Origin of the sequence: Paenibacillus sp. FSL R5-0928 (assembly GCF_037970385.1) — a bacterium.
Taxonomy (GTDB): domain Bacteria; phylum Bacillota; class Bacilli; order Paenibacillales; family Paenibacillaceae; genus Paenibacillus_AQ; species Paenibacillus_AQ odorifer.
In genome coordinates this window covers 5569344-5594089 of sequence record NZ_CP150225.1, presented here as the reverse complement: position 1 = coordinate 5594089, position 24746 = coordinate 5569344, and the positions used below count along the sequence as shown (strand labels likewise).

Sequence of the window (24746 nt, the reverse complement as noted above, 5' to 3'; positions counted from 1 at the left end):
GTAATTTAGTTGCACTTCATACAACTATTTATCAGTATATGGGTATTTATTGAGGTATAAGCTCAGTTTAACTGTACAATATACAACTAAAACCCAAAAAGAAATAAAAAAGCACGAAATAGCTGTATTAAATACAACTATTTCGTGCTTTTGGTATGTTAGTTAGATATTGTGAGTTACTACGATTACTTGTAGATAGGCTTTTATAGAAGCTTGGCTTACATTCACACTTGTGCTGAAGGAACAACCTTCTCCGCGTATTCTATCGTTCCGCCGCCGAGACATTGCTCGCCGAGATAGAAGACAACGGCTTGACCAGGTGTGATAGCTTTTTGTGGAACATCAAAGGCTACATTTATTGTTCCATCTTCACGCGCTGTAAGGGTCACGCCTTGATCTGGCTGGCGATACCGGAACTTGGCGGTGCATTTCAGCGGCTCTTGCCCAAGCTCTTGACCGTCAATCCAGTTAACACCGGAAGCAATCAGGCTAGTAGAGTACAGGCTATGGTGCTTGTCTCCTTGTACTACATAAAGAATGTTGCGGCTAAGGTCTTTCTCAGCTACAAACCACGGTTCGCCGTTGCCAGAGCCACCAATACCAAGGCCTTGGCGTTGGCCTAACGTGTAATACATAAGTCCGTCGTGGCGGCCTTTGATCTCTCCAGTTACTATGTCAACCATATCGCCAGCTTGTGCCGGGAGATATTGACTGAGGAATTCGCGGAAGTTGCGCTCGCCGATAAAGCAGACGCCTGTGCTATCTTTTTTCTTGGCAGTGTAAAGTCCTGCTTCTTCAGCAATTCTCCGCACTTCAGGTTTCGGCAGATGTCCAATAGGGAACATTGTTTTAGAGAGTTGATGTTGCCCCAGTGCATTCAGGAAATAGGTTTGATCCTTATTGTTGTCTACGCCGCGGAGCAGCTTGTACACACCATCTTCTTCTATAACACGTGCGTAATGTCCAGTTGCGACATAATCGGCACCAAGCTGAAGAGCTTTGTTCAAAAATTCTCCAAACTTAATCTCGCGGTTGCACATGACGTCAGGATTTGGCGTCCGGCCGGCCTTATATTCATCGAGAAAATAAGAAAATACCTTATCAAAGTATTCCTTCTCGAAATTAACGGTATAGTAAGGAATATCAATCTGCTCGCATACGCGGCGAACATCCTCTGCATCGCTTTCGGCCGTACATACTCCGAATTCGTCGGTATCGTCCCAGTTCTTCATGAAGATGCCGATGACGTCATAGCCCTGCTGCTTGAGCAGAAGCGCCGTGACGGAGGAATCGACCCCTCCGGACATGCCGACGACGACACGGGTGTCTTGTTTTGCTTTTGTCATCGTAATCACCATTTCTGTACCCAAAATACCGGTCATTCATGGAACACCCGGCTCAAAATGTATTATAACATACCTGTCTACTCTAAACCTCTGAAATAAGAGACTGGAAACAACAAAATGTCCACCTGGGGTGAACATTCTCGTAAAATGTTTCGTTTACCATTTCATTTGTGACTTCGGATATGATAACATAAACTGAGAGTAATTATCGGAATACCTTGATATGACAATCAAAATGACTTGCCGAATCAATAGTATACAATAATCAGACATTAAACTGAAAGAGGTGCCCCTTTGAAAATATCAACCAAAGGTCGTTACGGACTAACAATTATGATGGAGCTTGCACTGAAATTTGGTGAAGGACCAACTTCACTTAAGAGTATCGCTGAGAAAAATGGTCTTTCCGAGCATTATCTGGAGCAACTAATTGCTCCTCTGCGCAATGCAGGGCTTGTAAAAAGTATTCGTGGAGCATATGGCGGATACATTTTGTCGCGTGAGGCGAACGCTATCACTGCCGGTGATATCATCCGTGTGCTGGAGGGCCCTATCTCTCCTGTAGACTTCACGGAAGAGGACGATGCAGCGAAACGGGATTTATGGTTGCGTATTCGTGACAGCATTGCCGATGTGCTGGATTCCACAACACTTTATGATTTGATTAACTACAAAGAAGAGAGTTTGGCTGACAATTACATGTTCTATATTTAACAGGAGCTAAAGTTCCGTTGATTTCAAAGGGATTTTTGAAAATTGTTACCCGCAAATTACCCGTACTTTATTGATTCATTGCCCATTCGAAGTCATCTGCAATTTCGTATTGTCGTTGCTTTGTTACATGGAGATAGATCAACTCGGTTACTTTGGAATTGCTTTTGTGACCAATACGGGCTTGGATCTCAGTCAATCCTACACGCGGATTAGATGCGAGTAGGGAAACATGTGTATGACGTAGACTATGAGGCGTAAGTTGGGTAGGTAGCCCGGCTTGTTCGAGTACTGCTTTCATTATTCTAGGAATGGACGTAATTTGGATTGGATATCCTGGCATAGTTGAGCACCAGAAGACAAAATCATCATTTGGATTAAAATTCTTAGCAGAAATTCTTTCTTCGCGCTGCCAACCTCTCAGCAACTCAAGAGCTTTAGCCACGGTATCTCCAAAACTTATTACCCTTTCACTTTGGTCATTCTTTGGGGGTATAAAGATGTAGGTACGGACGCTTGTACCATAAATCTGCTTGTTTATATCAATTGTTCGCTTATCCATGTCGATGTCTTCCCACTGAAGACCTCCGGCTTCGCTGATCCGCAATCCAGTATAGGCCAATACGACGAACAAGGCCCAAAAGTTAATAGTGAGTATGAACCGACACAATTGAAGAAAAGCTTTCAACTCGTCCTTCTCAAGAAATTTGGGGAGGACTTGTTTTTTTTCTCCTGGCTTTCGTGCTTGCTTACGCTCTTTGGGAATTATAGCTTCTGCTGTAGGATCTAATTGAAGCAAACCTCCTCTCTTTGCATGTTCAAACATTAAACTTCCAGCAGTATGAGTAGTGGTGATGGTGCTACGACTAAGCCCTCTTTTCTTTAAATCGTACAAAAATTGTTGATAGGCACTGGGTGTGACTTCAGAAATAAGAAATCCACCAAATTTCTCATTAATCATTTTCAAGCCGTATTGTCTAGATTTAATTGTATTTCCTGTTGGCTCCCTCTCAAGCATATATTCTTCTATCCATACCCTCCCCCAAGAACTTACGGTAATGTTATACCCAGAAGGTAAGCCTTTTTGTAACTTTCGAGCTTCTAACAAAGTTCCAAAATCTTTAGCTTCCTGTAAGCTGTCAAATCGAGGAGATTCTGTTTCCTTACTGATTTTCTTTTCGACCCCATCTTCAATGACAGTGGCAGGAATGTAATAACGATAAGTATACTTACCATTGCGCTCACGGATATTTTTCGGTAACTTTCGTTTTGCTTTCTGTTTCCTTATCATCCTTATTCTCCCTTCGTAAGAACATATGTTCTGTTTTTTGATATATGTAAACAGCCTTTCAGCTGTAAAGCATGAAGGTTAGTAGAAAATATGAAATTGTTCTGGAATTCCGCAACGCATCAAAAAGTGATATTTTGTCTCATTGTGTTCAGGGGTCAAGTCTCCAACTAATAGATGCAAGGCAAATTGATTGGCTTCTCTTTCTATCCTATCCACTGAGAATAGAGTATTTCCTCTTAGAAATGGTGTGTTTACGCCATGATGGAGGAAATGGTGACCTAATTCATGTGCGACTGCGAAAGGTTGAATGAACCCCTGAAGATGTGAATTAACATGAATAACAGGTATTCTACAAATGCAAGTGTAATATCCCCATGTTTCTTTTCCAAGTTCTTCGTATAGAACCGCGATACTTCTCTCAGATGCAATTCTTGATGGGTTATTGGTTCCATGGGTTTGAATGAGTTTTCTAATTAAGTGTTTTCCCATGTCTGTTCTCCCAGAACTTATTCTCTGAATTTCTTTGGAGTGAACTTTTTCTTTGCCATCTCCTTCGACATCCTTAGCGTGTTTTCGAGTGAGATTCTTAATAATTCACGATCCTCGTCATCCATAGGTTCTCCCATAAAGGCAAAAGAGGCATTGCTGTTGAGATCGTTCATCATCTTTTCCAATTCCTTGGCGATGTCACGCTCGTCTTTTTCTGATAATGCATAATAAGGTTTATCCTCTTGAGTCTCTTTACTTTCCTCTGAAACTCCCATCAGGTAATTAACGGTTACACCGAAATAATCGGCAATCTTTTGAAGCTTTTCACGTTTAGGTGTGTATTTTCCTTGTTTCCAACTAGTGAGCGTCGATGTAGTGATCCCTGTATCTTTGGCTACTCGATATGCTGTTGTGCCATGTTGATTTAAAAGATCCTCAAATTTTTCGTACATAGTTTCCCTCCGCACTTTATCTCACAAAAAAATAAGTTAGAAAACAAAGCTATATTTCGTTGACTAACTCAGAAAACTATGCTAATATACAAACATAGCTTAGATAACTGAGCTAAAAATGGCGATAGCTTAGGAAACTTATTTAACTTAGGTGGTACTTTGATTATATAAGAAATCTTAGCTATTGGTCAATACTTTTATTTGGAAGGAGATATAAATTGTGTATAAAAAATTTCTTGAGTTGTTAAAGGAATCTGGAAAAACACCATATCAGGTTGCTAAAGATACAGGAGTTTCTACAGCTACTTTAACAAATTGGAAGCAAGGTAACTACAAACCAAAAACAGATAAGCTGAAAATCTTAGCAGATTATTTTGGTGTAACTGTTGACTTTTTTCTCCAAGTAGATGAAACGGCGGTGAGTAAATGAGCGCGAATGAGAATTTAAGACCTACGATAGACGTACTCGACGCTGCTGCTTACTTGAACGTAAGCAAATACACCGTAATCAATCGCATTAAATCAGGAAAACTGAGAGCCTACAAACAAGGAAATCACTGGAAAATCAAACGAGAATGGCTTGTACAGTATGAGGCTGAGCTCATTTCGAACTAACTTTTATCCATCTAAACATCTTATACACAATCTATTCACAGGGAGGTATCACTTTGAAACTTACAGTAAACATGCTTCGCAATGTATGCGCTATGTACCTGACAATTCGCGATCAGGCAGAAGCTGAAGGGTTAACCCAAGCAGTTGAAAATGCCAACAAAGGATATCGGAACTATCGTGAGTTACTAAACCAGGTATACGAAAAACGGCCGTCCGGGGTAGGAGCCGGACAGCCGTCACTTAGTTGGAAAATAACAATTAAGACAAGAATACCACTGCCGGGAGGTGTTGGCAATGGCAAAGAGAGTGCAATCTGTGGAGCGGACGGAACTTCGTAAGAAGCTTCGCGATCTTTATCTCGATCAATCAGCTTATCTTTTGAATCACAGTAAACCATCTACGGCGATAAATTTTAAGATCGACAAAGCAAAAGCCGCACTGGCCAAGGTGGACCGTAGATCTATTCATAAAGATACTCCACAGCGTCCAAAGTTTGGGAAAGCGAGGAAGCTATGAAGGATGAAAAATTAGACTGGCACATCGAACAAAGCAACAAACTGCGGGATCAGGCGAAGGCATACGATGAAGATGCACCAGGTGCAATGGTTGAGATTGTCCGTCTCTTAACGGCTTCTTATGACCTTATGGGGCGGATTTCTGCACAGATGGACGGGGACTACGAAAAAATTTATACCCTACGGCAGAACACATTTACACTGGCCAAATCGCAGGCAAAAAAGGGCGATAAAATCTTGACGGCTGAACTGGCCACAATGGAGCTTCGTAATCTTGAGGCTGAGGCCTACGAACAGAAAATGTTCTGGCGTAATGAAAGGGAATCCGTAAAGGAAAAAATCTACGAACTTAGAATGCGTGTCCGAATTGATATGCAAACGGGAGGTATGGCAAATGGGTAGCTTTGATTTTCGCCCGGTCCCCAAACCGGATCATAAGCGCGGTAAACGTAAGCAGAGCCAAGAGACAACAATTACTGCCAAAGTTGATAAAGAGATCTACCGACGGTCCAGCGAGGAAGGATATACGGTTTGTGAGCATTGCGGCTGCAGCGTACCGAGATTTCGGTTTGAAAGGTGCCACATGCTCAATGCTTCCCAATACGGCACAGGCCGGGCTCCCTGGAACGTGGTTATCTTGTGTGGTCCCCGTAATGATAACGGCAGTTGCCATCATTGGGCAGATGAAACCATTGAAGGGCGAGACTGGAAGGCACGGAAGCAGGCAGAGCTTTACCTTTACTACACGGCTGGAGAAGGTCAGCAATATTGGAAATAAGGGCATGCATTGTGTCCGGCGGACGTCCTACGGACATCCATCGGATAACAACGGGACAACGCGCGGACGTCCGTTGTCTGTCCATGTATGGTCCGTGCAGGAGGCGGTGAACACCAATTGAAAGAGTCAGTAGAGGCATCAAGATTATGGATTAAAAGCTATCAGGCTACTGATCGAGACCCTATTACGAACCGATTTTGTAGGGCGACGGGTCTTGATACTCCATCAGCTGTGGGCACCTTGCACATGCTTTGGTGGTGGGTTTTGGATTGGGCACAGGATGGAGACATTAGCAAGTTTAATGCAATAGACATAGCAGATGCAGTTAAATTCCAGGGTGATCCAAATGTGCTCTTTAAGGCGCTAATTGATGCTGGGTATGTCGTTCAAACCCAGACGGGGCATGAGATTGCTAACTGGTACAAAATCGGTGGACAGATTATTGAATCCAAGAAAAAGGATGCTGACCGTAAGGCAGATGCCCGGGAAAAGAAACGACTAAAGAAGGAAGGTCTTTCGGATGTCCAAGGGACGTCCACCGGACATCCAGCGGACAGTTCAGGGAAATCCAAAGGAGTTCCATCGGAAGTCCGCTCTATAGATAAAGATTTAGATTTAGATAAAGAACTAGATATAAATAAAGATTTAAATATAAACGGTGATGCAGATCCGAATCAAAAATCAGATCAAGAGCCAAATCAAAATACAGAAACGAAGTCCAAACAGACCGCCGACGAATCGAAAGCGACGGACGAGATGCCTACAAGCGGGAAAAATGGTTCAAAAGGTCGGCAAAAACCCGTCTACGAACCGGACAGCCCGTACATGAAAATGGCGGTTTACTTCAAAAGTAAGCTTGACGAGCTGGCAAAAGTTTTAGAAGTGGATAATCTGGCACCGAAAGCGAACATGCAGACGTGGGCGGACGATTTCCGGAAGTTGGTAGAGCTAGACAAGCAATCTGACAAGCGTCTGATTATGGATGTAATGGACTGGCTGCCAAAACATGATTTTTGGCGCAAAAATGTGTTAAGTGCAAGTACATTTCGGGATAAATGGACGACGTTGCTTGTTGAAATGCGCTCTGGTAAAACATCCACGTCCAATAAGGGTTCCGGCGGTGGGGGTCGAGGTTACGGTAACCAAAAGCAAGTGATCCCAATTTCACAAGATGATGGGACAGCTGGAACACCTACAACATCGGAATTTAATGCCATGATGAAGAAGGCAGCGGACCTGAAGGCTTCAAAAGTTCAGGAAAAGGAGGCATTCAATAACCGATGAGCTACCTTTCACGCGCTCCTGGAATGCACCGCTGCATCTGTGGCTGGGAAGGTAAGCCCCAGCGTGATAAGAAGGCTTTGAAGCCAGTCGATAAATGCCCTATGTGTTCTCAGGTTACAGCACTCATACCTTTACGGGAAATACCCGGATTCTGCTTCTGTTGTGCTTCCACAAACGGGAAGCTGCAAATTATAGATCATACGATGGTTCGCGAATGCCGCATATGTGGCGCAAAACTCAATTTACACACGGAAAAGCCGTGGATATGGGAGGTCAAAGGGATGGAACAAGCGGTAAATAAGCTTAGAGCGGAAATGGAAGCGTCGAAGAACCCTTATGTGAAAGTGGTTGGAGAACATCTGCTAAACGTGTTGGAGATCAATCCTGCTGCAGCTGAGAAGGTGCTGGCTGAGGGAAAGACCATTTCGGGAGCGTTAGCTGCAATGAAAACTGAAGCTTCCAAGAACAAATTTGATGGTATGGCAATGCTGACAGATGAAGAGGGTTATGCCATTGCGTTGAAGTATTTCGGATTTACTGGAACAATTCCCGCTCCTGCAGTAGCACTGGCTCAGGCAGCTCCTGTACCGCCACCCGCTCCGGCGACTTCAACGCCAACGCTTGGTATTTATGTTGATGATCTGTTTGTCGATCTGTAGAGGGGGAGCAGGATATGGAATATAAGGAGTTCAAAGCACATTTTCCTGTCAAACACAGTCAGGAGCTTGAAAATTATGTTGTGAACACTGTAATGCTTGACAGCAGATATCTGTTCTTTAACCAGCGGAGAGGCATCCAGATGGCATATTGCACTCATTGCCAAAAGAATCACGTTCCCGAGGTGAAACTGAAACACAAGCAGATTAGCGGGGCTACTTGCCCACATTGCAAGTCTCTCTGCGGTGTACGGGCATCATGGATCAGCAGAAAGTACATGCATGATAAGGGAGTTTTCGTCTGGTATGAGAAATCTGTTTTAGATCCGCAGGCAATCACCGCACAAGTAATTCATGTTTACTGGGAATATAGTGAGGACTTCAAGAATGTGCAAAGGGGCATACATTGTTCAGATGAATACTTGTTTTCTGCGGGTTCAAGTGCATATTTCAGCTATCGGGAACAGCAGAAGACCACATACAGCGCTTTTGACCGTCATTTCGGAGGTTGGTCCCGCTGGCAACGGTTTATCTCCTCAGAGAACATTACCAAGGCGGTAGCAGATACACCTTTCCAGTATTCAACGTGGGAACATTATACGAGATATCAGAATCAAGATTATACCTCGGATATGACGGAATTTTTCGATCTCGCAGCACGATATCCATGTGTGGAGTATCTGACTAAGACTGGATTCAGTTCTTTCGTATGGGCGAAGCTCTACAAAAATCATACATGGGGAGCTATCAACTGGCGGGGGAATTCTTTATCAAAGGTTCTGCGATTATCAAAATCAGAGCTAAAAGAGGTTAAGCGGCTCGGTGTAGAGATTACACCTCATCAACTCCGGTTTTACCAGACATCACGTAAAGCTGGAGGGAAGCTTTCTATCAGCGATGCCGTTGTACTTGCTGGTGTCGCTGAAGGCTACTATGAGGGCATATTCAGCTCCTTTGTGAAAATAGCTAGTGAAGAAGCGGTAATGAAATACATCCTTAAACAAATTCGCAATGGACACTACAAGACTGTAACTTCAATGGTCAGCGATTGGCGGGATTACCGGAACGAATGTGAGCAGCTGCGGATAGATATCACTGTGGAGCGGTATTTATTCCCGAACAACCTCCGTGTCGCTCATATGAACACATCTAAAAAGATCAAATTCAAAAATGATCCTAAAATCGAACTGAAAATTAAAAAGCGATTGAAATCATTAAGCGAGTTCCGTTTTGAGCAAGGTGACTTTATCCTTCGGCCAGCAATATCTGCAGAGGAATTGTTCGAGGAAGGTGCTCTTCTAGGCAATTGTATAGGCGGGTATTCCAAAAACTACGCTGATGGGGTGACGGACCTATTCTTGATTCGATTAGCTACAGAGCCGAATACTCCGTACTTTGCGATGGAAGTCAGCGGCGGCAAGGTGCGGCAATGCCGTGGATTCGGTAATTGTGAAGCTTCTCCAGAAGTTCGGAAATTTGTTGATGCTTTTGTTAAAGAGAAACTGTCTAAAAAAATGAAAAAATCAAAGAATCCACAGGGGGTAGCAGTATGAGTCAAGTAACCATGAGAACACCGGAAGTCATTGCCATTGAGATCAACAGTATTCGGGATCAGGCTCAACGCATTCTCCTTTCCGCCAGTGTAGAGATCGGCAGAAGGCTGACAGAAGCTAAGTCAATGCTTCCGCATGGAGAGTGGGGCAATTGGCTTGCTGATTCGGTTGATTACAAGCAGAGCACAGCCAACAACCTCATGAACATTTTTGATAAATACGGTTCCGATCAGCTTAGCCTTTTTGGGGACAACACAAATTCCCAAGCGTTTGCGAATTTGACGTATACACAGGCAGTCGCCTTGCTCGGTGTTTCTGACGAGGAGCGGGAAACCTTCGTTATTGAAAATAATGTGTCTGAAATGACTACCCGGGAGCTACAGGCTGCAATCAAGGAAAAGCAGCAGGCAGAAAAGGAGCGGGAAGCTGCCGAAAAGGCCAAGGAGAAGGCGGAAAAAGCAGCCGATATAGAACGGAAAGCGAAGGAGAAGCTGGAGATCCAACAGAAGGACCACTCTGTCATTGTACAGCGCCTGCAGGAACAGCTGGACGCCGCACAAGCCGCTTCCGCTTCCGGTGATGATGGAGCAGCTGCGGAAGCAGAGGCAGCAGCCGAACAGCTCAGGGCAAGCTTGTCTAAATCGGACGAGCAACTGATTGAATCGCATAAGCGCATTAAGGAGCTGGAAGCAGAGATCAAGACGAAGCCAGTAGAAGTGGCAACGGCAACCGAAACCATCTATGCTACACCGCCAGAAGTACAGGAGGAACTGGATCAGCTGCGCAAGAAAGCCGCTTCCAACACCGTGGAGGATGTTGCCTTGTTTAAAGTACATGTAAAGACTGCAGGCGACGGATTTAACGCAGCTCTGAATGTGATCAACAGTATCAAGGTCAAGGATGCCGAAACTGCGGAAAAGTGCATCAATGTTCTAAAAGGGACTCTTGATCGTATGCAAAAAATGCTTATTGCCGTAACACGGCCAGAACCTGAATAATGTTCTTCTTTTTCTTTGACATCTGCGTCGATCCGGATGTTTCAGCTATCGAGAACCTGTTAGGGGAAACCATTCTGCTGCAAAGGCAATACCATTGCTATCAAACACATGTAGGGCAAATCGCTCATTATTACGCTCTGACCGTTGATTCACTGTATGACTTATCCATTGCTGAGGACTCGAGTTATAGCCGTATATTTGCTCGTTATGATCGTTCCATCATGGAGCGGGATAACTACTTTCCGGGGGCTAGAAAGCCCCTTGAACGGATATTTGATAAATCGTCGATGTAGCAAGGGGCGAAATGTAATGTTCATATTCTTCTTTGGTCCATCCGCTCCACAGGCATCTAAAGGCAAATATCGGCCAGGCGTGGTATGCGAGATCATCCGGAATGATCCGCGACATGTGACCATGCCGAATATGTACCCAGACCGAATAGGGCAGGAAGTCATGATAACAGAAATTGCACCAGATCCTAAAGGCTGGGTATGGGGGTATGAGATCCGCTTTGGAAAAAGGCCAACTAGTGTCCAACCATACCAGATGGATTGGCTTAAGCCTCTGAGCACCAAGCAAGCGGCGCGAGTTCTGCGCCTAGCAGAGTAAGGAGGGCGGCTAATGTTCTTTTTCTTTACTGAAGACAGGCAGCCCTGTCAAATCATTGATTACAGAGACATATACGACAAGTTGAAGGATAAGCCAGCAGGTAAATGGACGCGGGAGATTGAACAATTCTCCGTCCTATACCTCTGGAAACAAAATGATTCAAGGGAGGCATAGCCAGTATGAGACAAGGAAAGCACAAGCCGTGTACACGCTGTGGATTCGACGATGAATTTATAACAGATTATCTGGTAGATGGAACAGAGCATGTATTTTGTGGGAACTGCGGTACTCCAGCAGAGGTAAAGGATCATGAATAACAGGCATTTTGCAAATAAGGACAAGGCAGTAGAGCAGGCATCTGGAGGACAGGGAGAGATAAAATGTTCTCAGCTTACACCGGAGGAGCTAAAGGTGATCCGAGTGAAGTATCCAGCTCCTACCGGTGCGAATGCTAAAAAGCCAATTCCAATATATGAATTCAAGCCACGGAAGGAGCTTTTATGATTGCTAATGAAATTACAATATCGGAACTGGATATACCCAAGACCTTAAAGACCATAACGCATTTGTTCGAACAATACCGAATAAGAAAGTTCGTAGTTGGTCAGGAGAGGGAAGATGAATTTATCAGTTGTATTGTTCAAACAGTAAACCGATTGCCAGAAGAAGAACGTGTACTAATCGAAGAACGGTATATGAAAAATGACTATATTAAAGATTGCCAAGTATATAATTGTAAGCTGGATTATCCAATAAGCAAGGACACATATGTTAAGCGGCGGAATAGAGCAATCCTCAAGTTAATCCTTGTCTTCTGCGATACCGGGTTTGTAAGGATTGATGAACTACTGAAAAATTGAGAAGGTGATTTTCTTGAAGGTTAAGGAAGTTCAGAAAGCATTAAAGGTGGGTAAGCGATTTTTCAAAGATTGGAAGTTGGAGGATCCGGTTGAAGTGATTGCCTGGGGGAATGCATGGGTCAGATATACATCACCTAACATGACCCACTGGATTTCAACCAACATACGGACGTTCGCTATGGGCTTAGATGGAGTATATAAGCAAGAAGGGGAGTGTTCTTCTGGGGGCGGTGGCGGTGATGCAAATGGAGTTCTTCCCACGGGTTACGGAGGCAGAAAAGCTGGAGACAAGAGATCTACTGAAGCAGTATCCCAAAATGGTTCGGAAAATCAAGATCTACGGAAATAAAGAGGTATTGACGGAACAAGAGACAGACGAACTTTTGAGATTTAAGCATAAGGTGATGGAGATCGACGCCGCATTTGAGTTGATCTTAGATGATGAAGTAGAGGCAATCATAAAGCACCGGTATGTGGATGCCCGCAAGCATAAGCTGACAATAGCAACATTTAGAGCGACAACCAGTGAAGCCACCATTAACCGACGTATTGATGTTGGAGTTGAGACAATCGCTGAATCCCTGAAACTAGCTGGGGTTATCTGAATTTATTAATTCAAACGCATCCACTGTTCATTACAATCATTGTTTCTTAAATCTATAATAATTGTAACTTCTGAATTGAAGGGATATCCTATAGTATCTTTCTAAGAGAGGAGGTGTAAATTATGATTACTGGTAGTAAAGCAGAAATGATGCAGATAATACAGGACTTGGAACAATCAGTTATAGACTGGTTGATGATGGAGCGTTCCACAATTGGCAGAATTAATGTTTATCAAGAAAGAATGACGAAATTCGGCGCTAAGGAATATTATGAAAAACAGATTGATGAAGAAGAAAAACTTCTTTCTGATTTAAAAATCTCGCGCAAGAATAGAGAAGTTTTCTTGGAAGAGTTAAAGAAATCGTATAAAAAACTGTATGAAGATAGTGCAAAAACAAAAATTTGAGACTATTTTGAGACTGTCTTGAGACTAAATTGAGACAGAAACAGGCTTACAGTAAGGGACATAGGGCGATCCGTCGCCCGGGTGTCCCTGCTGCCCCTTATCGCTGCAGGACTCGATCATGCTGAGCGGTGATGATACCTGTTGCGATAGCAACGTAATTAAGGGTGGAGCTGATAGCATAAGTAGCAATTAGCTATTGCGGCGGCTTGATGCGGGGGGCGAGAGTTTAACAACTACTCTCAACGCGCTACACCCGGGCGCGATTTAAAAATACGGGTGTAATATTAGATTAACGATAAAGAAAACTCACATAAAATTATAATGTGTATAGAACCACTCTATTGACATGATAAGAAGAGATAAATAGAATGAGATGTTTTTACTTCATTAATGAGGCTAATGGAGTTGTATTATAGAACTATGTATTTATTCTAATAGGCATATATATCTAAATCATGCTATTATTATCCTGGTATTTCCAATACGATAACAATGTTGATGGAGGATCAGGATGCAAAAGCTATTAGTTGATTATGCACAAACTGGTGCATGGGTAGTAAGTACTTATAAATCAATATGTGGATTCAATTTAAATGAACCTGTATTCGGATCGTATGAAACAATAATCCTAGCTGCAAAGGCTGCTATGCTTCTTTCGCCAATCAGAAAGCTAGACGTTGTAAGATCCTTCGATTTTGAGATTTATAGGAAGATCGCAGGGTTGAAGCCTAGAGAATGTATAGAGGTAATGAAGATTTTAGAAAAATTAGATGAAGTGCAAATCAAATGGGATTATGATATAAAATCAGAAGTTCCTATTTCGGCAATAAGAGTGAAAAATACTGAAAAGGTTGATGTGCTCACTGCAACAGGTAAATTATTTGCCGAACTCAACCCTACATCTAATGCGAAAATTGCAATTATAATACTTCAAGAAACTCTAAAGGTCCCGATTCCGAAAGAAATTTTAATTAACTTAATTACTAGCGGTGGTTTTGAAGAGGAGTCTATAAATAGAACGCTGACTCACCTTCTAGCTTTTGGTCTTGTGTCGGAAACGAGAGATATAGAAAGCGGCAGTCCTCTAATATATAATCCAAATGCATTTCAATCAAACGCTGAAGATGTATTTGCTGCAATTAAGGGCTTGAACAATGCTGATCGAGAGTCAGCTATGGATATTTTAGAGTTTGTAAAAGGGAATCCTGGAATACCTATTAATCCGAAGTTTGATCAAAGTATAGTTAATTTGCTAATCAAATGTGGATTGATTGATTCCTCAGCGATTATTACAAAAAAAGGTAAGGAAAATTATGAATTTACTACTGCACCATATATATGGGGCGCTCTTGGATTGGGTGATCTTGGGACTGACGTCCTTGATGATGCAAAATTGCTACTAAATTGCTTAAGATTTGGTCAATTGTATTCTGTTTCTCATCGAGGTAAAATAAATGATCCTCATGTTTTAGTTAGTGCTTTAATAGCTAAAGGGGGAGTAGGTCCAGCTACTGCAATTGGTGAAGATTACCCTATGCCCCTTGCTCGTGGGATTGTTAGCATTGTTGAATCGAAACTTAATGCAGGTAGATACTTTATGGAATTACGCAAAAATGATGTTGCTGAAGCTGTTAAAGAAGTGTTGGAAGAACATGGACCACTACCTACTCCAATTAGAGATGAGGAAGTTGCACAGAAACTTAAACAGCAGGGTGAATTTGTTTCTTATGAGCAGCTTCGAGTGAAGAAAACTTTGCCTCCGGAACTAATCGAAGAAAGAGATAGTCTAGCATTTTCATTGCGGACACATCGTAAGGGGAGATAGCAGTGGCGAAAAAAAATGATAATACCAAAAAGGGTAGTGTGAAAAATGGTGTTTTCCAAAAGCTAAATGAACAAAAAGAACCTGCTACTTATGGTAAATCTCAGGCGGGGGTTATTCGAAGTATAAAAGAACAAGTTAATAATACGTTCAAAGATTCTGTGGGTGAAACAGTTTCGAAAAACGAAAATATAGCAGATGAACAAATATCTATTGTAGAACATGAGATTAAAACAGAAGAACAGCCCAAGGAGCAACCGAAGGAACAACTGAAGGAGCAACCGAAGGAACAACTGAAGGAACAGCCCAAGGAGCAACCGAAGGAACAACTGAAGGAACAGCCCAAGGAGCAACCGAAGCAACAACTGAAGGAACAGCCCAAGGGGCAACCGAAGGAACAACTGAAGGAACAGCCCAAGGAGCAACCGAAGGAACAGCCCAAGGAGCAACCGAAGGAACAACTGAAGGAGCAACCGAAGGAACAACCCAAGGAGCAACCGAAGCAACAGCCCAAGGAGCAACCGAAGGAACAACTGAAAGAACAGCTTAAGGAGAAAAAAACATCTCCATCATATAGTTCATCCAGACCAATTAGAGTTCAGATGGTAATCGGTGATCCTTTGGAATATAGAGTCTCCAGAATGTTTTTAAAGCAGGGGTATTTTGTTCGTAGAGGAACAAATATCTATACCACAGGGTTTATAGACATGGCAACAGACATTGATGTACTAGGTATCAAGTACTTTGATTCATTTGGAAGAACGATGGTTATTTCTGAATGTAAATCTGGAGAGAGCAAACCCTTAGATAGGATATTTTGGTTAGCGGGTTTGAAGGCTTACTTAAATGCTTCAAGAGCATTGCTAGTTAGAAAACCAACGAGATGGAATATTAAGGATTTCGCAAAAGAAGCTGGTGTGGAGGTTGTTGATAATGACTACATAACCACTCTTGAGAAAGCATTGGATATTAATGATGATGAGTGGTTGGGATATACGGACAGACAATTCTTTATTGATCAGCAAACAAGTTGGAATGATATTCTTAGGAAAGATCAGTATCTTGCTGAAATATATATCACTTTAATAGGTGAAGCAAGATTTAATGAACCATTCAGTGCTACCAATTATTACTTACATCATCTGAGAACCTTAACAAGGCTTCATAACAATTCGAGTGGTGCAAAGCAGTCATTAATAAAATACCTTCTAAGCGATGCAACTGCCCAAATAGTTATTTTTCTAATGGAAATATGTAAGATCACTCTTGACTTAACTCCACAAGATAGACAAGGGTTCATTGAGAAGAAATTGACGCATGGTGAAATGGATCCGGTTTTAACTCAAAAAATATTCGATCATGCATATTCTCTTTCTAGACAAGCTGCTTCGCATTATGCTGGTACTCTGGTTGAAATTGATAAATCGTTATTTGCAATGCCTAAACCAGATTATATAGAGGATCTTCTGGCATTTGTTGAATACTTAATCTCTAGGATGCCATTTATCACTAGTCTCCCGTTTGCATGTGACATATTATTAGCTGAAACTGTTGTTAAAGACAATAGTGATTTTAAGTTAAAGGGGCATATTGATAACGGTGGATTTGTTAGAACTTTACAAGCTTTAGATCAGTATATAAAGATGTTGGTTAAACTGGGTTGTTTACCTAAGACAATTAATCAATATTATCACTAATCAGTTGAAATAGAAAAAGACACTTAATTAGGTTCATAACTTAGTTAAGTGTCTTTTTCTATTGATTTATATTGGGTCCTTCCGGGGCTGGGGGTATGGTGCGGGTGCGTGTGAGCCCGATCTTTGACTATTTTTTATTGAAAAAAATCACTGTGCACTGTGCATCTTGAGGGGGTGTTTTTGGCTTGGATTCCATAGTGAAAATGATTGATAAAACCTTATGTATCAGCGCATCGTACACATCTGAACTGTTTGGGGTCCACCGGAACACACTTGCACAGTGGGTCAAGTTGGGAATGCCTAAAGCCGCAATGGTTGGTACCCTCTAAAAGAGTGTTTTGATTGGGTGCAGAACTATCGCGGAACCTCAGATTCCGAGGATGAAGATGAAGCCACACCAAAGACGACAGCGGGGAAGAAGCTTCACTATGAAGCGAAATTAAAGGAGCAGCAAGCGGAAGCGGCAGAGCTTAAGAATGCTATTTCCAAGGGTGAATATATCCCTCGGGAAGAAGTTGTCAGTGAACTTCAACGTTTCTTTACAACGTTGAAGCGTTCTATGACTGGCTACAGCCGCCGGATTGCAATGGAGATTGCACCATTCGTTGATCCGGATCAGGTGCGCGTCATTGAACAAAGCATCAATGACACGACAAATGCAGTCCTTCTGCAGATGTCCGTCAGGGGTGTTTACAGTGCCAGAAAAGGCAAAAAGTAAATGGCCGGATTGGCTGGCATCAGCCTTCCAGGTTCTTCGACCACCTGAAAAGTTAACAGTTTCTGAATGGGCTGATCGGTACAGAGTTTTAGACAGCAAAAGTGCTGCTGAACCGGGGCAATGGTCCACTGATCGGACACCATATCTGCGCGGAATCATGGATTCTTTTACAGATCCTCGCGTGGAGGAGATTATTTTCCTTAAACCTACGCAGGTCGGAGGGACTGAATGCCTAAATAACATGTTGGGTTACGTGGTTGCTCAGGACCCTAACCCGGCCCTTGTCGTTTATCCGCATATTGAATTAGCTAAATTCACATCAGAGAATAGGCTGCAGCCAATGATGGAGCTGAGTCCGGCACTACAGGAGAGATTCCACAGCAATCAGAGTAAGGATTTGGAGCTGCAGTTTGATGGGATGTACGCCGTTATCGCTGGGGCGAACAGCCCTGCATCCCTTTCCAGTAGGCCAATTCGGTTTTTATTCATGGATGAGGTGGATAAGTACCCGCGAACATCTGGTAAAGAAGCTGACCCGAGATCGCTTGCTCGCGAGCGGACGAAGACCTTTCCCTTCAATAAAAAAATCATGCAGACCTCGACGCCAACATTGCGTAATGGTCCGATCTGGCAAGCATGGGAAGGGGCAGACGTCAAACTGCAATACTACGTCCCATGTCCGCACTGCGGTCAGTTTCACACGTTCAAGTTCAAGCAAATTAGGTTTGACAAGGCGCTTGAACCGGAGGATATCAAGGCTACCGCCTATTATGAATGTGAAAGCTGTAATGGGATTATACGTGATGCACACAAGCCAACCATGTTGCGCGCTGGCGAATGGCGAACACCGGAAGGTTCCACCATGAGAAAGCGAAAAACTGGATTTTGGATGAATGCAATATATAGCCCATGGGTTAGATTCGGAGACGTTGCTTCTGAATTCATTACATCCAAACGCGTTCCTGAAGAGCTGATGAACTTTATTAATAGCTGGCTGGCGGAACCTTGGGAAAACACTCAAATTAAACTAAATAGCGATAAGGTGCTGGACAAAACTAGCGGATATGACGAAGGGATTGTTCCAGACAGGACTATTTTGCTGACCGGAGGTGTGGATGTTCAGAAGGATCGTTTTTATTATTCGATCCGCGCTTGGAGTGAGGGCATGACAAGTCATAATATCCGACATGGTGTCGTTGAAACATGGCCACAAGTCGAGGATGTGATGAACATTTCTTATTGCAGCCGGGACGGAACGGAGTATTTCGTCAACCTTTGTGCGGTTGACTCGGGTTATAACGCCGATGACACCTATGATTTTTGTGTTAAAAATAGCGAATGGGCCGTTTCTATCAAGGGTGCAAACAATCCATTGCCAGCAAAGTACAAGCTGACAAAGATTGACCGGGAGGAAAAGGGGATGTATGGCATATCTCTGTACTTGGTGGATGGCGGATATTATAAAGATTTCATTTCGAATCGTTTGGTCCGCAAGCCAGATGAAACTGGTGGATGGTTTGTATATGAAGATTGTGATTTGGAATATGCGGAGCAAGTCACCGCTGAGGAGAAGGTCAAGGAGAAGCGGGGGCGTGTTGAAATAGAGGTGTGGCGCCCGAAAACAGCCCATGCCGATAACCACTATCTTGACTGCGAAGTGTACGCTGCTTTTGCTGCTGATTGTTTGGGAATCCGGTATATGCGGTATGAAGAGCCGGAAGAGGCAACCAAGCCTCAGAAAGAGAAGCCGACAGAGAGTAAAAAGTCTTGGCTACAAGGGGGTGATTCGTGGTTATGACGGAAGAAGAACGTTTAACTTTGCTCCGTGAACAACTGGTAGAAGTGCGAAAGGCAATCAGCGCTATACTCGGTGGTGCACAGGAATATCGTATTGGCAGCCGCAGTATTAAGCGACCGGATCTTGGGCGGCTTTATGAAGAGCAGACAAGGCTAGAAAAAGAAATTAGCGCCATTGAAGGCGGCGGTGGTATTTTCCGTGTCGCTTATTTTGAAGGGAGGTGAACAAACTGAACTGGTTAGACCGATCTATTGCGACGGTAAGCCCACGTTGGGCCTATAAGCGTTTGGCTTGGCGCAATGGGATGAGCGTATTCGATGCAGGGGGCGCGGGCGGCTCAATCAAGGTTGGAGCCCGTCTGCTTCTCCAAATGAACAGCAGAAGCGGGGAGAACGTGCTTTAATCCGCGCAAGAGCACAGGATTTAGAACACAATAGCGATATTGCTGGGGGGATTCTGCAGGCGTTTCAGCGTAATGTGACCGGGACCGGGATCATGCTTCAGGCTAAAGTTCCTCATACTGTTCTTGGGAACACTCAAGGCGAGATCAATCGGAACATTGAAGATCTTTGGAAGGAATATTGTAAGGCGGAAAACATTGATATCACAGGGACTCAATCGCTGGAAGAGATGGCCGATATGATAATTCGGCGCTTTTATGTTGATGGCGGAATTTGTATCGTCAAAGTTTATGTCAAGGACAGTGAGTATCCATTTAAGTTGCAAATCCGATCGGTTGACGAGCTGAATTCATTAGTTCAACCAAGTGAGGGTGAACGAATTGTAGAGGGAATTGAGCTAGACGACTACAATCGTCCGGTAGCTTATCACTTCAAAAAGGTATCGGATGGCTATTTTATGAACCCGGCAGAAACGGTTCGCATCCCGGCAAAAGATGTAATTTTTCTTTTCGAGAAGACCGATCCGCGACAAGTGAGGGAAATATCTAAGCTCGTTACAGCCTTGCCGCGCATCAAGGATGCCAACCAATTTATTGAAGCTGTATCTATTAAAGAGCGTGTGCTTGCCTGCATGTCCGTATTTATTAAGAAGAGTACACCGCAGAGTGGCTTGGGTCGTGGTGTCCGGAGCGGAGGCGGACAAGAGATTGATTACAGTGGAGTGTCGCTTTCTCCCGGAATGATTGGAGAGCTAAATCCAGGTGACGAGGTCCAGACGGTCATACCAACAGGTCAAGCATCCAATACCAAGGAATTTATTACGACGCTGGTCCGCATGATTGCCGCCGGTCTTGGATTAAGTTATGAAGCGGTCTCGAGGGATTTGTCACAAGTTAATTATTCCTCAGCCCGGCAGGGACTGATTGAAGATCGTAAATTGTATAAAAAGTTGCAGAAAATGATTATTGATCGTGTGCTGCGGCCCGTATATCTGGAATTTTTGGAATCCATGTACCTGAAAGGGAAGATTGATCTCCCGGGATACACGAAGGACAAGAGCATCTACACTGCTCATGTTTGGGTTCCGCCGGGCAGCACCTGGATTGATCCCAAAAAGGAAGCAGACGCCAATAAGACGGCGCTTGACTCTAACCAGGATACGCTTGCCCGTATTTGTGCGGAGCGGGGTGAGGATTGGCGGGATGTGGTGGTACAACGTGCCGCAGAGATTAATCTTATTAATGAGCTGATCGGGGAACGGTCAGGAAAGGAGGAACAACCTAATGAGAAAGAGAGCCCGGACGATGAAGAAGAGTCTTCCGACGACGCTGCATAGAGCTGCTGGACCGCCTGAGAATCAGTTATCTCGTACGCTGACCTTCAGCAAAGATAGCATTAATGAAGCGGAACGTACTGCTGAGCTTTCGTTCTCGTCCGAAGCACCATATGAACGCTATTTCGGTAGTGAGATTTTAAGCCATGACCCCGGAGCGATTGACCTACAGAGGTTAACCGACGTCGGGGTTTTGTTATTTGCACATGGTCGAAATTCCAGATACGGCAATATGCCGATTGGAGTTATTCAAAAGGTATGGGTGGACGACAACGAACGTAAGGCAAGGGCATTAGTCCAGTTTGATGATGATGAGGACAGTGACAAGGTATTCCAGAAGGTGAAAAAAGGAATCATCAAGGGAGTATCTGTAGGGTACGAAGTGTCTTCATGGGAGGAAGTTAAAGCCGGAAAAGTGTCTGCAAATGGCCGCCATGCTGGGCCAGCTTACGTGGCACTTAAGTGGCAACCATTTGAAATCAGTATAGAACCAACTCCGGCAGATCCATCCGTTGGTGTTGGGCGCAGTTATAACCAAAATGAGAGCGAGGATGAAGGAATGAAGGGACTTAAAATGCTGGCTTTGGCCGCACAGGGTTTAATGCATGCGCCGGATAATGGAGCAGGAATTGGTGGTGGATCTGGAACGCCTACACCACCAGAGGGAGAGGGGAAACGATCAGCTGCGCCGCCTGGAATTGATCCAGCATTATCTGCACAACAAGGGGCGACAGCAGAACGGTCCCGGGTCACAGAAATCAATTCCCTATGCCGTAACTTCGATATGGACGCAACACCATATATTGAAGACGGCAGCACCGTGGACAAAGTGAAGGATGCGATTCTCCAGAAACAGATCGCGGACAAAGCGCCACAGCGGTCAGCCATTCAGGTAGGAGCGGAAGATCAAGACAAGTTCCGGGCAGCAGCAACGGATGCATTGTTGTTACGGGCGGCGCGTACAGTTTCAAAACCAGCAGCGGGGGCAATGGAGCTACGCGGTTTGCGCTTGCGTGACCTGGCTGTCGAATGCTTGATTCGCGCTGGTGAATCTGGAGCACATCTGCTGCGTGATGAAGAACTGCTGAAGCGTGCGCTGAGCCCAGATACTACTTTCCAAGGCATTATCTCCAATGCCGCCAATAAAACGTTGTCTCAGTCGTACCAAGAAGCCCCAACCACATTCCAGTATTGGACCGGGAAGGGTAGCAACTCCGATTTCAAGGCAGCAGAACATTACCGCATTTCCGAAGCTGGGAACTTGGAGCTGACATCGCAAAATGGAGTTATCCCTTATGATACTGCGATGAAAGACGAAAAGGTCACAAAAGCAGTGCTGACATACTCCAAACGGTGGGGCTTTACCCGAGAAGCGTTTATTAATGATGATTTGAGCATGTTGTCCCGGGTGCCTGCTGCTTACGTAATTGCGGCTAAGCGTGGTGTAAACAAACTTGTTTATCAGCTATTGGCATCCAATCCACTAATTTTTGATAACAAGAACCTATTCCATGCAGATCATAATAACTTGGGGACGGCAAGCGTGATTAATACTGTCTCTATGAGTGAAGCCCGCACAAAAATGCGTACACAGAAGGATCAGCGGGGCATTTCTACACTCAATATCGCTCCAAAGTATTTACTTTCTCCAGCAGAGTTGGAGACTGCAGCCGTACAATACTTGCGTTCTGAAGCTGATCCGGCGGGAGCTCATAGCGGTGTGGTTAACGTATTCCGGAATTCGTATGAGGTGATTGTGGATGCGGAGCTGGATCAATACTCTTCTACCGCCTGGTATCTAGCTGCTGATGCGAACATTGCAGATACTGTGGAGGTAACTTATCTACGTGGTCAAGAGGAACCGACCCTAGAAACAGACATTCCTTTTGATCGGTTGGGTATGGATTTCCGTATCTATTTTGATTACGGTGTAACGCTGCTGGATTCCCGAGGTTTGTTTAAAAATGCTGGCGTAGCTCCAGGGGGTGGAGAATAGTGTTGATTTTAAAAGAACCACTAAACTATGGGGGCAGATTGTTTGAAGTAGGTGAAGATGTTAGGGGACGTTTACCTTTGGAACTCACTCAGCAGCTACAAGAAATGGGGCATCTGGAAGAGCGCGAAGAAGAAAAACCGGAGGACGAAGTAGATGCTTTGTCTGAAGACTCAAAATCACAGCGTGGATCTAAACGTGGTTAGCTTCAAAGATTACGTTTCCCAAGATATCGGCGTGTTCCTTAACGGCGAAGAATTTGCAGACACTTTTGTTATCGACAAAAAAGAAGTTACTGCTGTACTTGATCAAGCCATCAACAGTGATCACCCCCTGGCATATGCCGAGGGGGTATCTTTGGTTACTCATGTGCTATATGTGAGTGAGGCAGAATTAGGGTACATCCCAGAGCCTAACGAAATGATGGTTATTAACGGTCAGCGGTACCGCGTGGACCGCGTAGGTGACGATATGGGCATGCTTACGATCTCATTGGAGGCGAACATTGCATGATAGATGTTCAGGCAGAGGCAAGAGGCATCCGAGAGGCACTAAGAAGGGTGGGGTCATTGGATACGGATGTACGCAAATCCTTTTATTCGGCGCTCAATCGGACCTCTCAACGTCTAAAAACTGAATCTGGCCGCAAAGCAAAGGAAACGTACATTGTGAAGTCCAAGGCGGTTACAGATCAGGTGGTGCTTAAGCGGGGCAGCGTCAGTAATCTATCCAGTGAACTCCGCTGGAAGGGCGGTAACATTCCTTTGTTGCAGTTCAAAACAAATCCTAAGGCACTTTCCTCTAAACGTCCGCGTGCCTTAAAAGCTGCGGTTAAGCGTGCAGGAGGTAACAAGAAGGTGGATGGTGCGTTTCTCGCTCGTATGAGAAACGGGCATATCGGAGTTTTCCGACGTAGCGCACGTCGGCGCCTACCCGTGGAGGAATTATATGGTCCGGCAGTGCCAGTCATGCTCAATAATTTAGAAGTTACTGAGCATCTGGAGAATGTGGCCATAGAAGAAATGGACAAACGGCTGGAGCATGAGCTTAACCGCCGTTTAGGAGGTGGAACGTCATGACGCCAGTTATGTTGATGATGGCAATAAAGGATTTTTTGATTAAAGAGCTGGCTGACGATGCTGCTACCATTCCAGCAGTGCATCTTGGCGCGTTGCCAAGTAAGACGGCAGAAAATCGGAATGATCCGGTATTCCCTCTTATCATTGTTCGCCCCATGGATGGTGACGGTGATAACGACGAAAGTCGAGTTCAAGTTAAATTGTTGTTCGGGACACAGTCCGATGATGATTCCGGCTTTGTTGATGTGCTGAACCTCATGGAGCGGGTCCGTATATTGCTGATGAGGCAACGGGTTATAGATAAAAAATTCCGGATTGAATCGAATTGGAAGTGGCAGTTTTTAGAGGACCAGCCGGAACCGCAATGGATTTGCCAAGCGGTGACAACATGGACACTTCCGCAAATTAGACAGGAGGTTAAACACTTATGAGTGATGTTAAAGAAGCAGCCAAGAGTAAACCTGAGAGCGCACCTAAAGCGTCTGTAAAGGTAGAGAAGCAGAGTCCTACCTGCATTTATTTAGGTCCGAATCTCCCAGGTGGACGTCTGCTACAATCCACCGTATTTCGTGGTGGTATTCCGGAGTATTTAAAACCACTACTTGAGGAGCTGCCGGATGTAGAAGAATTAATTGTGCCAGTAGACATTATGTCGGAGGTACAAGAACGCATTGGCAAAACTGGTACAGCTGAATATGTAGCCTATCAAACGATTTTGAAAGGAGAGAACTAAAGC

36 protein-coding genes are annotated in these 24746 nt (G+C 44.1%); 32 read left to right on the top strand and 4 right to left on the bottom strand.

Annotated elements, in window-relative coordinates; all coding sequences use genetic code 11:
- Positions 1-224: 224 nt before the first annotated feature.
- Positions 225-1346: a tRNA 2-thiouridine(34) synthase MnmA gene (gene mnmA / locus MKZ16_RS25365; RefSeq protein ID WP_076105478.1), complete on the bottom strand. Its 1122-nt coding sequence runs from the start codon at positions 1344-1346 to the stop codon at positions 225-227.
- Positions 1347-1640: 294 nt separating this feature from the next.
- Between mnmA and MKZ16_RS25360 the strand changes: the two genes are divergently transcribed.
- Positions 1641-2060, top strand: a complete 420-nt coding sequence (locus tag MKZ16_RS25360) for an Rrf2 family transcriptional regulator (protein WP_036677599.1) — start codon at positions 1641-1643, stop codon at positions 2058-2060.
- Between the two features lie 67 nt (positions 2061-2127).
- On the opposite strand, the gene MKZ16_RS25355 is transcribed toward MKZ16_RS25360, so the two are convergent.
- The 3 genes from MKZ16_RS25355 to MKZ16_RS25345 form a co-directional block, all read right to left on the bottom strand.
- A complete protein-coding gene (locus tag MKZ16_RS25355) occupies positions 2128-3348 on the bottom strand; it encodes a tyrosine-type recombinase/integrase (protein ID WP_076105453.1) in 1221 nt (406 codons plus the stop codon).
- Positions 3349-3426: 78 nt separating this feature from the next.
- Positions 3427-3837, bottom strand: coding sequence for an ImmA/IrrE family metallo-endopeptidase (locus MKZ16_RS25350; protein WP_076105454.1), 411 nt, complete (start codon positions 3835-3837; stop codon positions 3427-3429).
- Between the two features lie 17 nt (positions 3838-3854).
- Positions 3855-4289: a helix-turn-helix transcriptional regulator gene (locus MKZ16_RS25345; protein WP_076105455.1), complete on the bottom strand. Its 435-nt coding sequence runs from the start codon at positions 4287-4289 to the stop codon at positions 3855-3857.
- A 220-nt stretch (positions 4290-4509) separates the two neighbouring features.
- Between MKZ16_RS25345 and MKZ16_RS25340 the strand changes: the two genes are divergently transcribed.
- The 31 genes from MKZ16_RS25340 (at position 4510) to MKZ16_RS25190 (ending at position 24743) form a co-directional block, all read left to right on the top strand.
- Entirely contained in the window at positions 4510-4719 is a 210-nt protein-coding gene (locus MKZ16_RS25340) for a helix-turn-helix transcriptional regulator (RefSeq protein WP_076105456.1), read from the top strand.
- Positions 4716-4904, top strand: coding sequence for a helix-turn-helix domain-containing protein (locus tag MKZ16_RS25335; protein WP_076105457.1), 189 nt, complete (start codon positions 4716-4718; stop codon positions 4902-4904). Before MKZ16_RS25340 ends, MKZ16_RS25335 begins: the two co-directional genes overlap by 4 nt.
- Positions 4905-4957: 53 nt before the next feature.
- Positions 4958-5242 carry a hypothetical protein gene (locus MKZ16_RS25330; RefSeq protein WP_076278853.1) on the top strand — a complete coding sequence of 95 codons (285 nt, stop codon included), beginning with the start codon at positions 4958-4960 and terminating at the stop codon, positions 5240-5242.
- Complete coding sequence (locus MKZ16_RS25325) at positions 5199-5420, top strand: hypothetical protein (protein ID WP_339814888.1); 222 nt, start codon at positions 5199-5201, stop codon at positions 5418-5420. Before MKZ16_RS25330 ends, MKZ16_RS25325 begins: the two co-directional genes overlap by 44 nt.
- Positions 5417-5821, top strand: a complete 405-nt coding sequence (locus tag MKZ16_RS25320) for a hypothetical protein (RefSeq protein ID WP_076105459.1) — start codon at positions 5417-5419, stop codon at positions 5819-5821. Before MKZ16_RS25325 ends, MKZ16_RS25320 begins: the two co-directional genes overlap by 4 nt.
- Before the next feature lie 251 nt (positions 5822-6072).
- Entirely contained in the window at positions 6073-6318 is a 246-nt protein-coding gene (locus MKZ16_RS25315) for a hypothetical protein (protein ID WP_339814886.1), read from the top strand.
- Positions 6315-7481, top strand: a complete 1167-nt coding sequence (locus MKZ16_RS25310) for a hypothetical protein (RefSeq protein ID WP_076105461.1) — start codon at positions 6315-6317, stop codon at positions 7479-7481. The genes MKZ16_RS25315 and MKZ16_RS25310 overlap by 4 nt, the downstream gene beginning before the upstream one ends.
- Positions 7482-7762: 281 nt before the next feature.
- Positions 7763-8140, top strand: coding sequence for a hypothetical protein (locus MKZ16_RS25305; RefSeq protein ID WP_143759072.1), 378 nt, complete (start codon positions 7763-7765; stop codon positions 8138-8140).
- 14 nt (positions 8141-8154) lie between these two features.
- Positions 8155-9690, top strand: coding sequence for a PcfJ domain-containing protein (locus tag MKZ16_RS25300; protein ID WP_076105463.1), 1536 nt, complete (start codon positions 8155-8157; stop codon positions 9688-9690).
- Entirely contained in the window at positions 9687-10688 is a 1002-nt protein-coding gene (locus MKZ16_RS25295; protein ID WP_076105464.1) for a DUF3102 domain-containing protein, read from the top strand. The genes MKZ16_RS25300 and MKZ16_RS25295 overlap by 4 nt, the downstream gene beginning before the upstream one ends.
- Complete coding sequence (locus MKZ16_RS25290) at positions 10688-10981, top strand: hypothetical protein (RefSeq protein WP_076105465.1); 294 nt, start codon at positions 10688-10690, stop codon at positions 10979-10981. The genes MKZ16_RS25295 and MKZ16_RS25290 overlap by 1 nt, the downstream gene beginning before the upstream one ends.
- Before the next feature lie 16 nt (positions 10982-10997).
- The gene (locus MKZ16_RS25285; RefSeq protein WP_076105466.1) at positions 10998-11297 is read left to right on the top strand and encodes a hypothetical protein; all 300 of its coding nucleotides are present in this window, start codon (positions 10998-11000) and stop codon (positions 11295-11297) included.
- 12 nt (positions 11298-11309) lie between these two features.
- Positions 11310-11471, top strand: coding sequence for a hypothetical protein (locus MKZ16_RS25280; protein WP_179090019.1), 162 nt, complete (start codon positions 11310-11312; stop codon positions 11469-11471).
- Between the two features lie 5 nt (positions 11472-11476).
- Complete coding sequence (locus tag MKZ16_RS25275) at positions 11477-11614, top strand: hypothetical protein (RefSeq protein ID WP_179090020.1); 138 nt, start codon at positions 11477-11479, stop codon at positions 11612-11614.
- Complete coding sequence (locus tag MKZ16_RS25270; RefSeq protein WP_076105467.1) at positions 11607-11801, top strand: hypothetical protein; 195 nt, start codon at positions 11607-11609, stop codon at positions 11799-11801. The genes MKZ16_RS25275 and MKZ16_RS25270 overlap by 8 nt, the downstream gene beginning before the upstream one ends.
- The gene (locus MKZ16_RS25265; RefSeq protein WP_076105468.1) at positions 11798-12157 is read left to right on the top strand and encodes a hypothetical protein; all 360 of its coding nucleotides are present in this window, start codon (positions 11798-11800) and stop codon (positions 12155-12157) included. Before MKZ16_RS25270 ends, MKZ16_RS25265 begins: the two co-directional genes overlap by 4 nt.
- A 13-nt stretch (positions 12158-12170) precedes the next feature.
- Positions 12171-12506 carry a hypothetical protein gene (locus MKZ16_RS25260; RefSeq protein WP_076105469.1) on the top strand — a complete coding sequence of 112 codons (336 nt, stop codon included), beginning with the start codon at positions 12171-12173 and terminating at the stop codon, positions 12504-12506.
- Positions 12475-12762: a hypothetical protein gene (locus MKZ16_RS25255; protein WP_076105470.1), complete on the top strand. Its 288-nt coding sequence runs from the start codon at positions 12475-12477 to the stop codon at positions 12760-12762. The genes MKZ16_RS25260 and MKZ16_RS25255 overlap by 32 nt, the downstream gene beginning before the upstream one ends.
- Before the next feature lie 122 nt (positions 12763-12884).
- Positions 12885-13169, top strand: a complete 285-nt coding sequence (locus tag MKZ16_RS25250) for a hypothetical protein (protein ID WP_076105471.1) — start codon at positions 12885-12887, stop codon at positions 13167-13169.
- A 511-nt stretch (positions 13170-13680) separates the two neighbouring features.
- Entirely contained in the window at positions 13681-14994 is a 1314-nt protein-coding gene (locus MKZ16_RS25245) for a hypothetical protein (RefSeq protein WP_076105472.1), read from the top strand.
- 2 nt (positions 14995-14996) lie between these two features.
- Positions 14997-16688 (top strand): hypothetical protein, encoded by a 1692-nt coding sequence (locus MKZ16_RS25240; protein WP_339814877.1) that lies wholly within the window; start codon positions 14997-14999, stop codon positions 16686-16688.
- Positions 16689-17034: 346 nt separating this feature from the next.
- The gene (locus tag MKZ16_RS25235; protein WP_339814876.1) at positions 17035-17406 is read left to right on the top strand and encodes a hypothetical protein; all 372 of its coding nucleotides are present in this window, start codon (positions 17035-17037) and stop codon (positions 17404-17406) included.
- Positions 17384-19204 carry a terminase gpA endonuclease subunit gene (locus MKZ16_RS25230; RefSeq protein ID WP_339814875.1) on the top strand — a complete coding sequence of 607 codons (1821 nt, stop codon included), beginning with the start codon at positions 17384-17386 and terminating at the stop codon, positions 19202-19204. The genes MKZ16_RS25235 and MKZ16_RS25230 overlap by 23 nt, the downstream gene beginning before the upstream one ends.
- Complete coding sequence (locus tag MKZ16_RS25225) at positions 19195-19428, top strand: hypothetical protein (RefSeq protein ID WP_339814873.1); 234 nt, start codon at positions 19195-19197, stop codon at positions 19426-19428. The genes MKZ16_RS25230 and MKZ16_RS25225 overlap by 10 nt, the downstream gene beginning before the upstream one ends.
- Before the next feature lie 67 nt (positions 19429-19495).
- Positions 19496-20941 (top strand): phage portal protein, encoded by a 1446-nt coding sequence (locus MKZ16_RS25220; RefSeq protein ID WP_339814871.1) that lies wholly within the window; start codon positions 19496-19498, stop codon positions 20939-20941.
- Positions 20889-22934, top strand: a complete 2046-nt coding sequence (locus MKZ16_RS25215; protein WP_339814869.1) for a prohead protease/major capsid protein fusion protein — start codon at positions 20889-20891, stop codon at positions 22932-22934. The genes MKZ16_RS25220 and MKZ16_RS25215 overlap by 53 nt, the downstream gene beginning before the upstream one ends.
- Entirely contained in the window at positions 22934-23137 is a 204-nt protein-coding gene (locus MKZ16_RS25210; RefSeq protein WP_076107134.1) for a hypothetical protein, read from the top strand. The genes MKZ16_RS25215 and MKZ16_RS25210 overlap by 1 nt, the downstream gene beginning before the upstream one ends.
- Positions 23118-23444, top strand: a complete 327-nt coding sequence (locus MKZ16_RS25205; protein ID WP_143759116.1) for a hypothetical protein — start codon at positions 23118-23120, stop codon at positions 23442-23444. Before MKZ16_RS25210 ends, MKZ16_RS25205 begins: the two co-directional genes overlap by 20 nt.
- Entirely contained in the window at positions 23441-24010 is a 570-nt protein-coding gene (locus MKZ16_RS25200) for a phage tail protein (protein WP_076107130.1), read from the top strand. Before MKZ16_RS25205 ends, MKZ16_RS25200 begins: the two co-directional genes overlap by 4 nt.
- Positions 24007-24441 (top strand): hypothetical protein, encoded by a 435-nt coding sequence (locus MKZ16_RS25195; protein ID WP_339814864.1) that lies wholly within the window; start codon positions 24007-24009, stop codon positions 24439-24441. Before MKZ16_RS25200 ends, MKZ16_RS25195 begins: the two co-directional genes overlap by 4 nt.
- A complete protein-coding gene (locus MKZ16_RS25190; RefSeq protein ID WP_339814862.1) occupies positions 24438-24743 on the top strand; it encodes a hypothetical protein in 306 nt (101 codons plus the stop codon). The genes MKZ16_RS25195 and MKZ16_RS25190 overlap by 4 nt, the downstream gene beginning before the upstream one ends.
- The last annotated feature ends 3 nt before the right edge of the window (positions 24744-24746 follow it).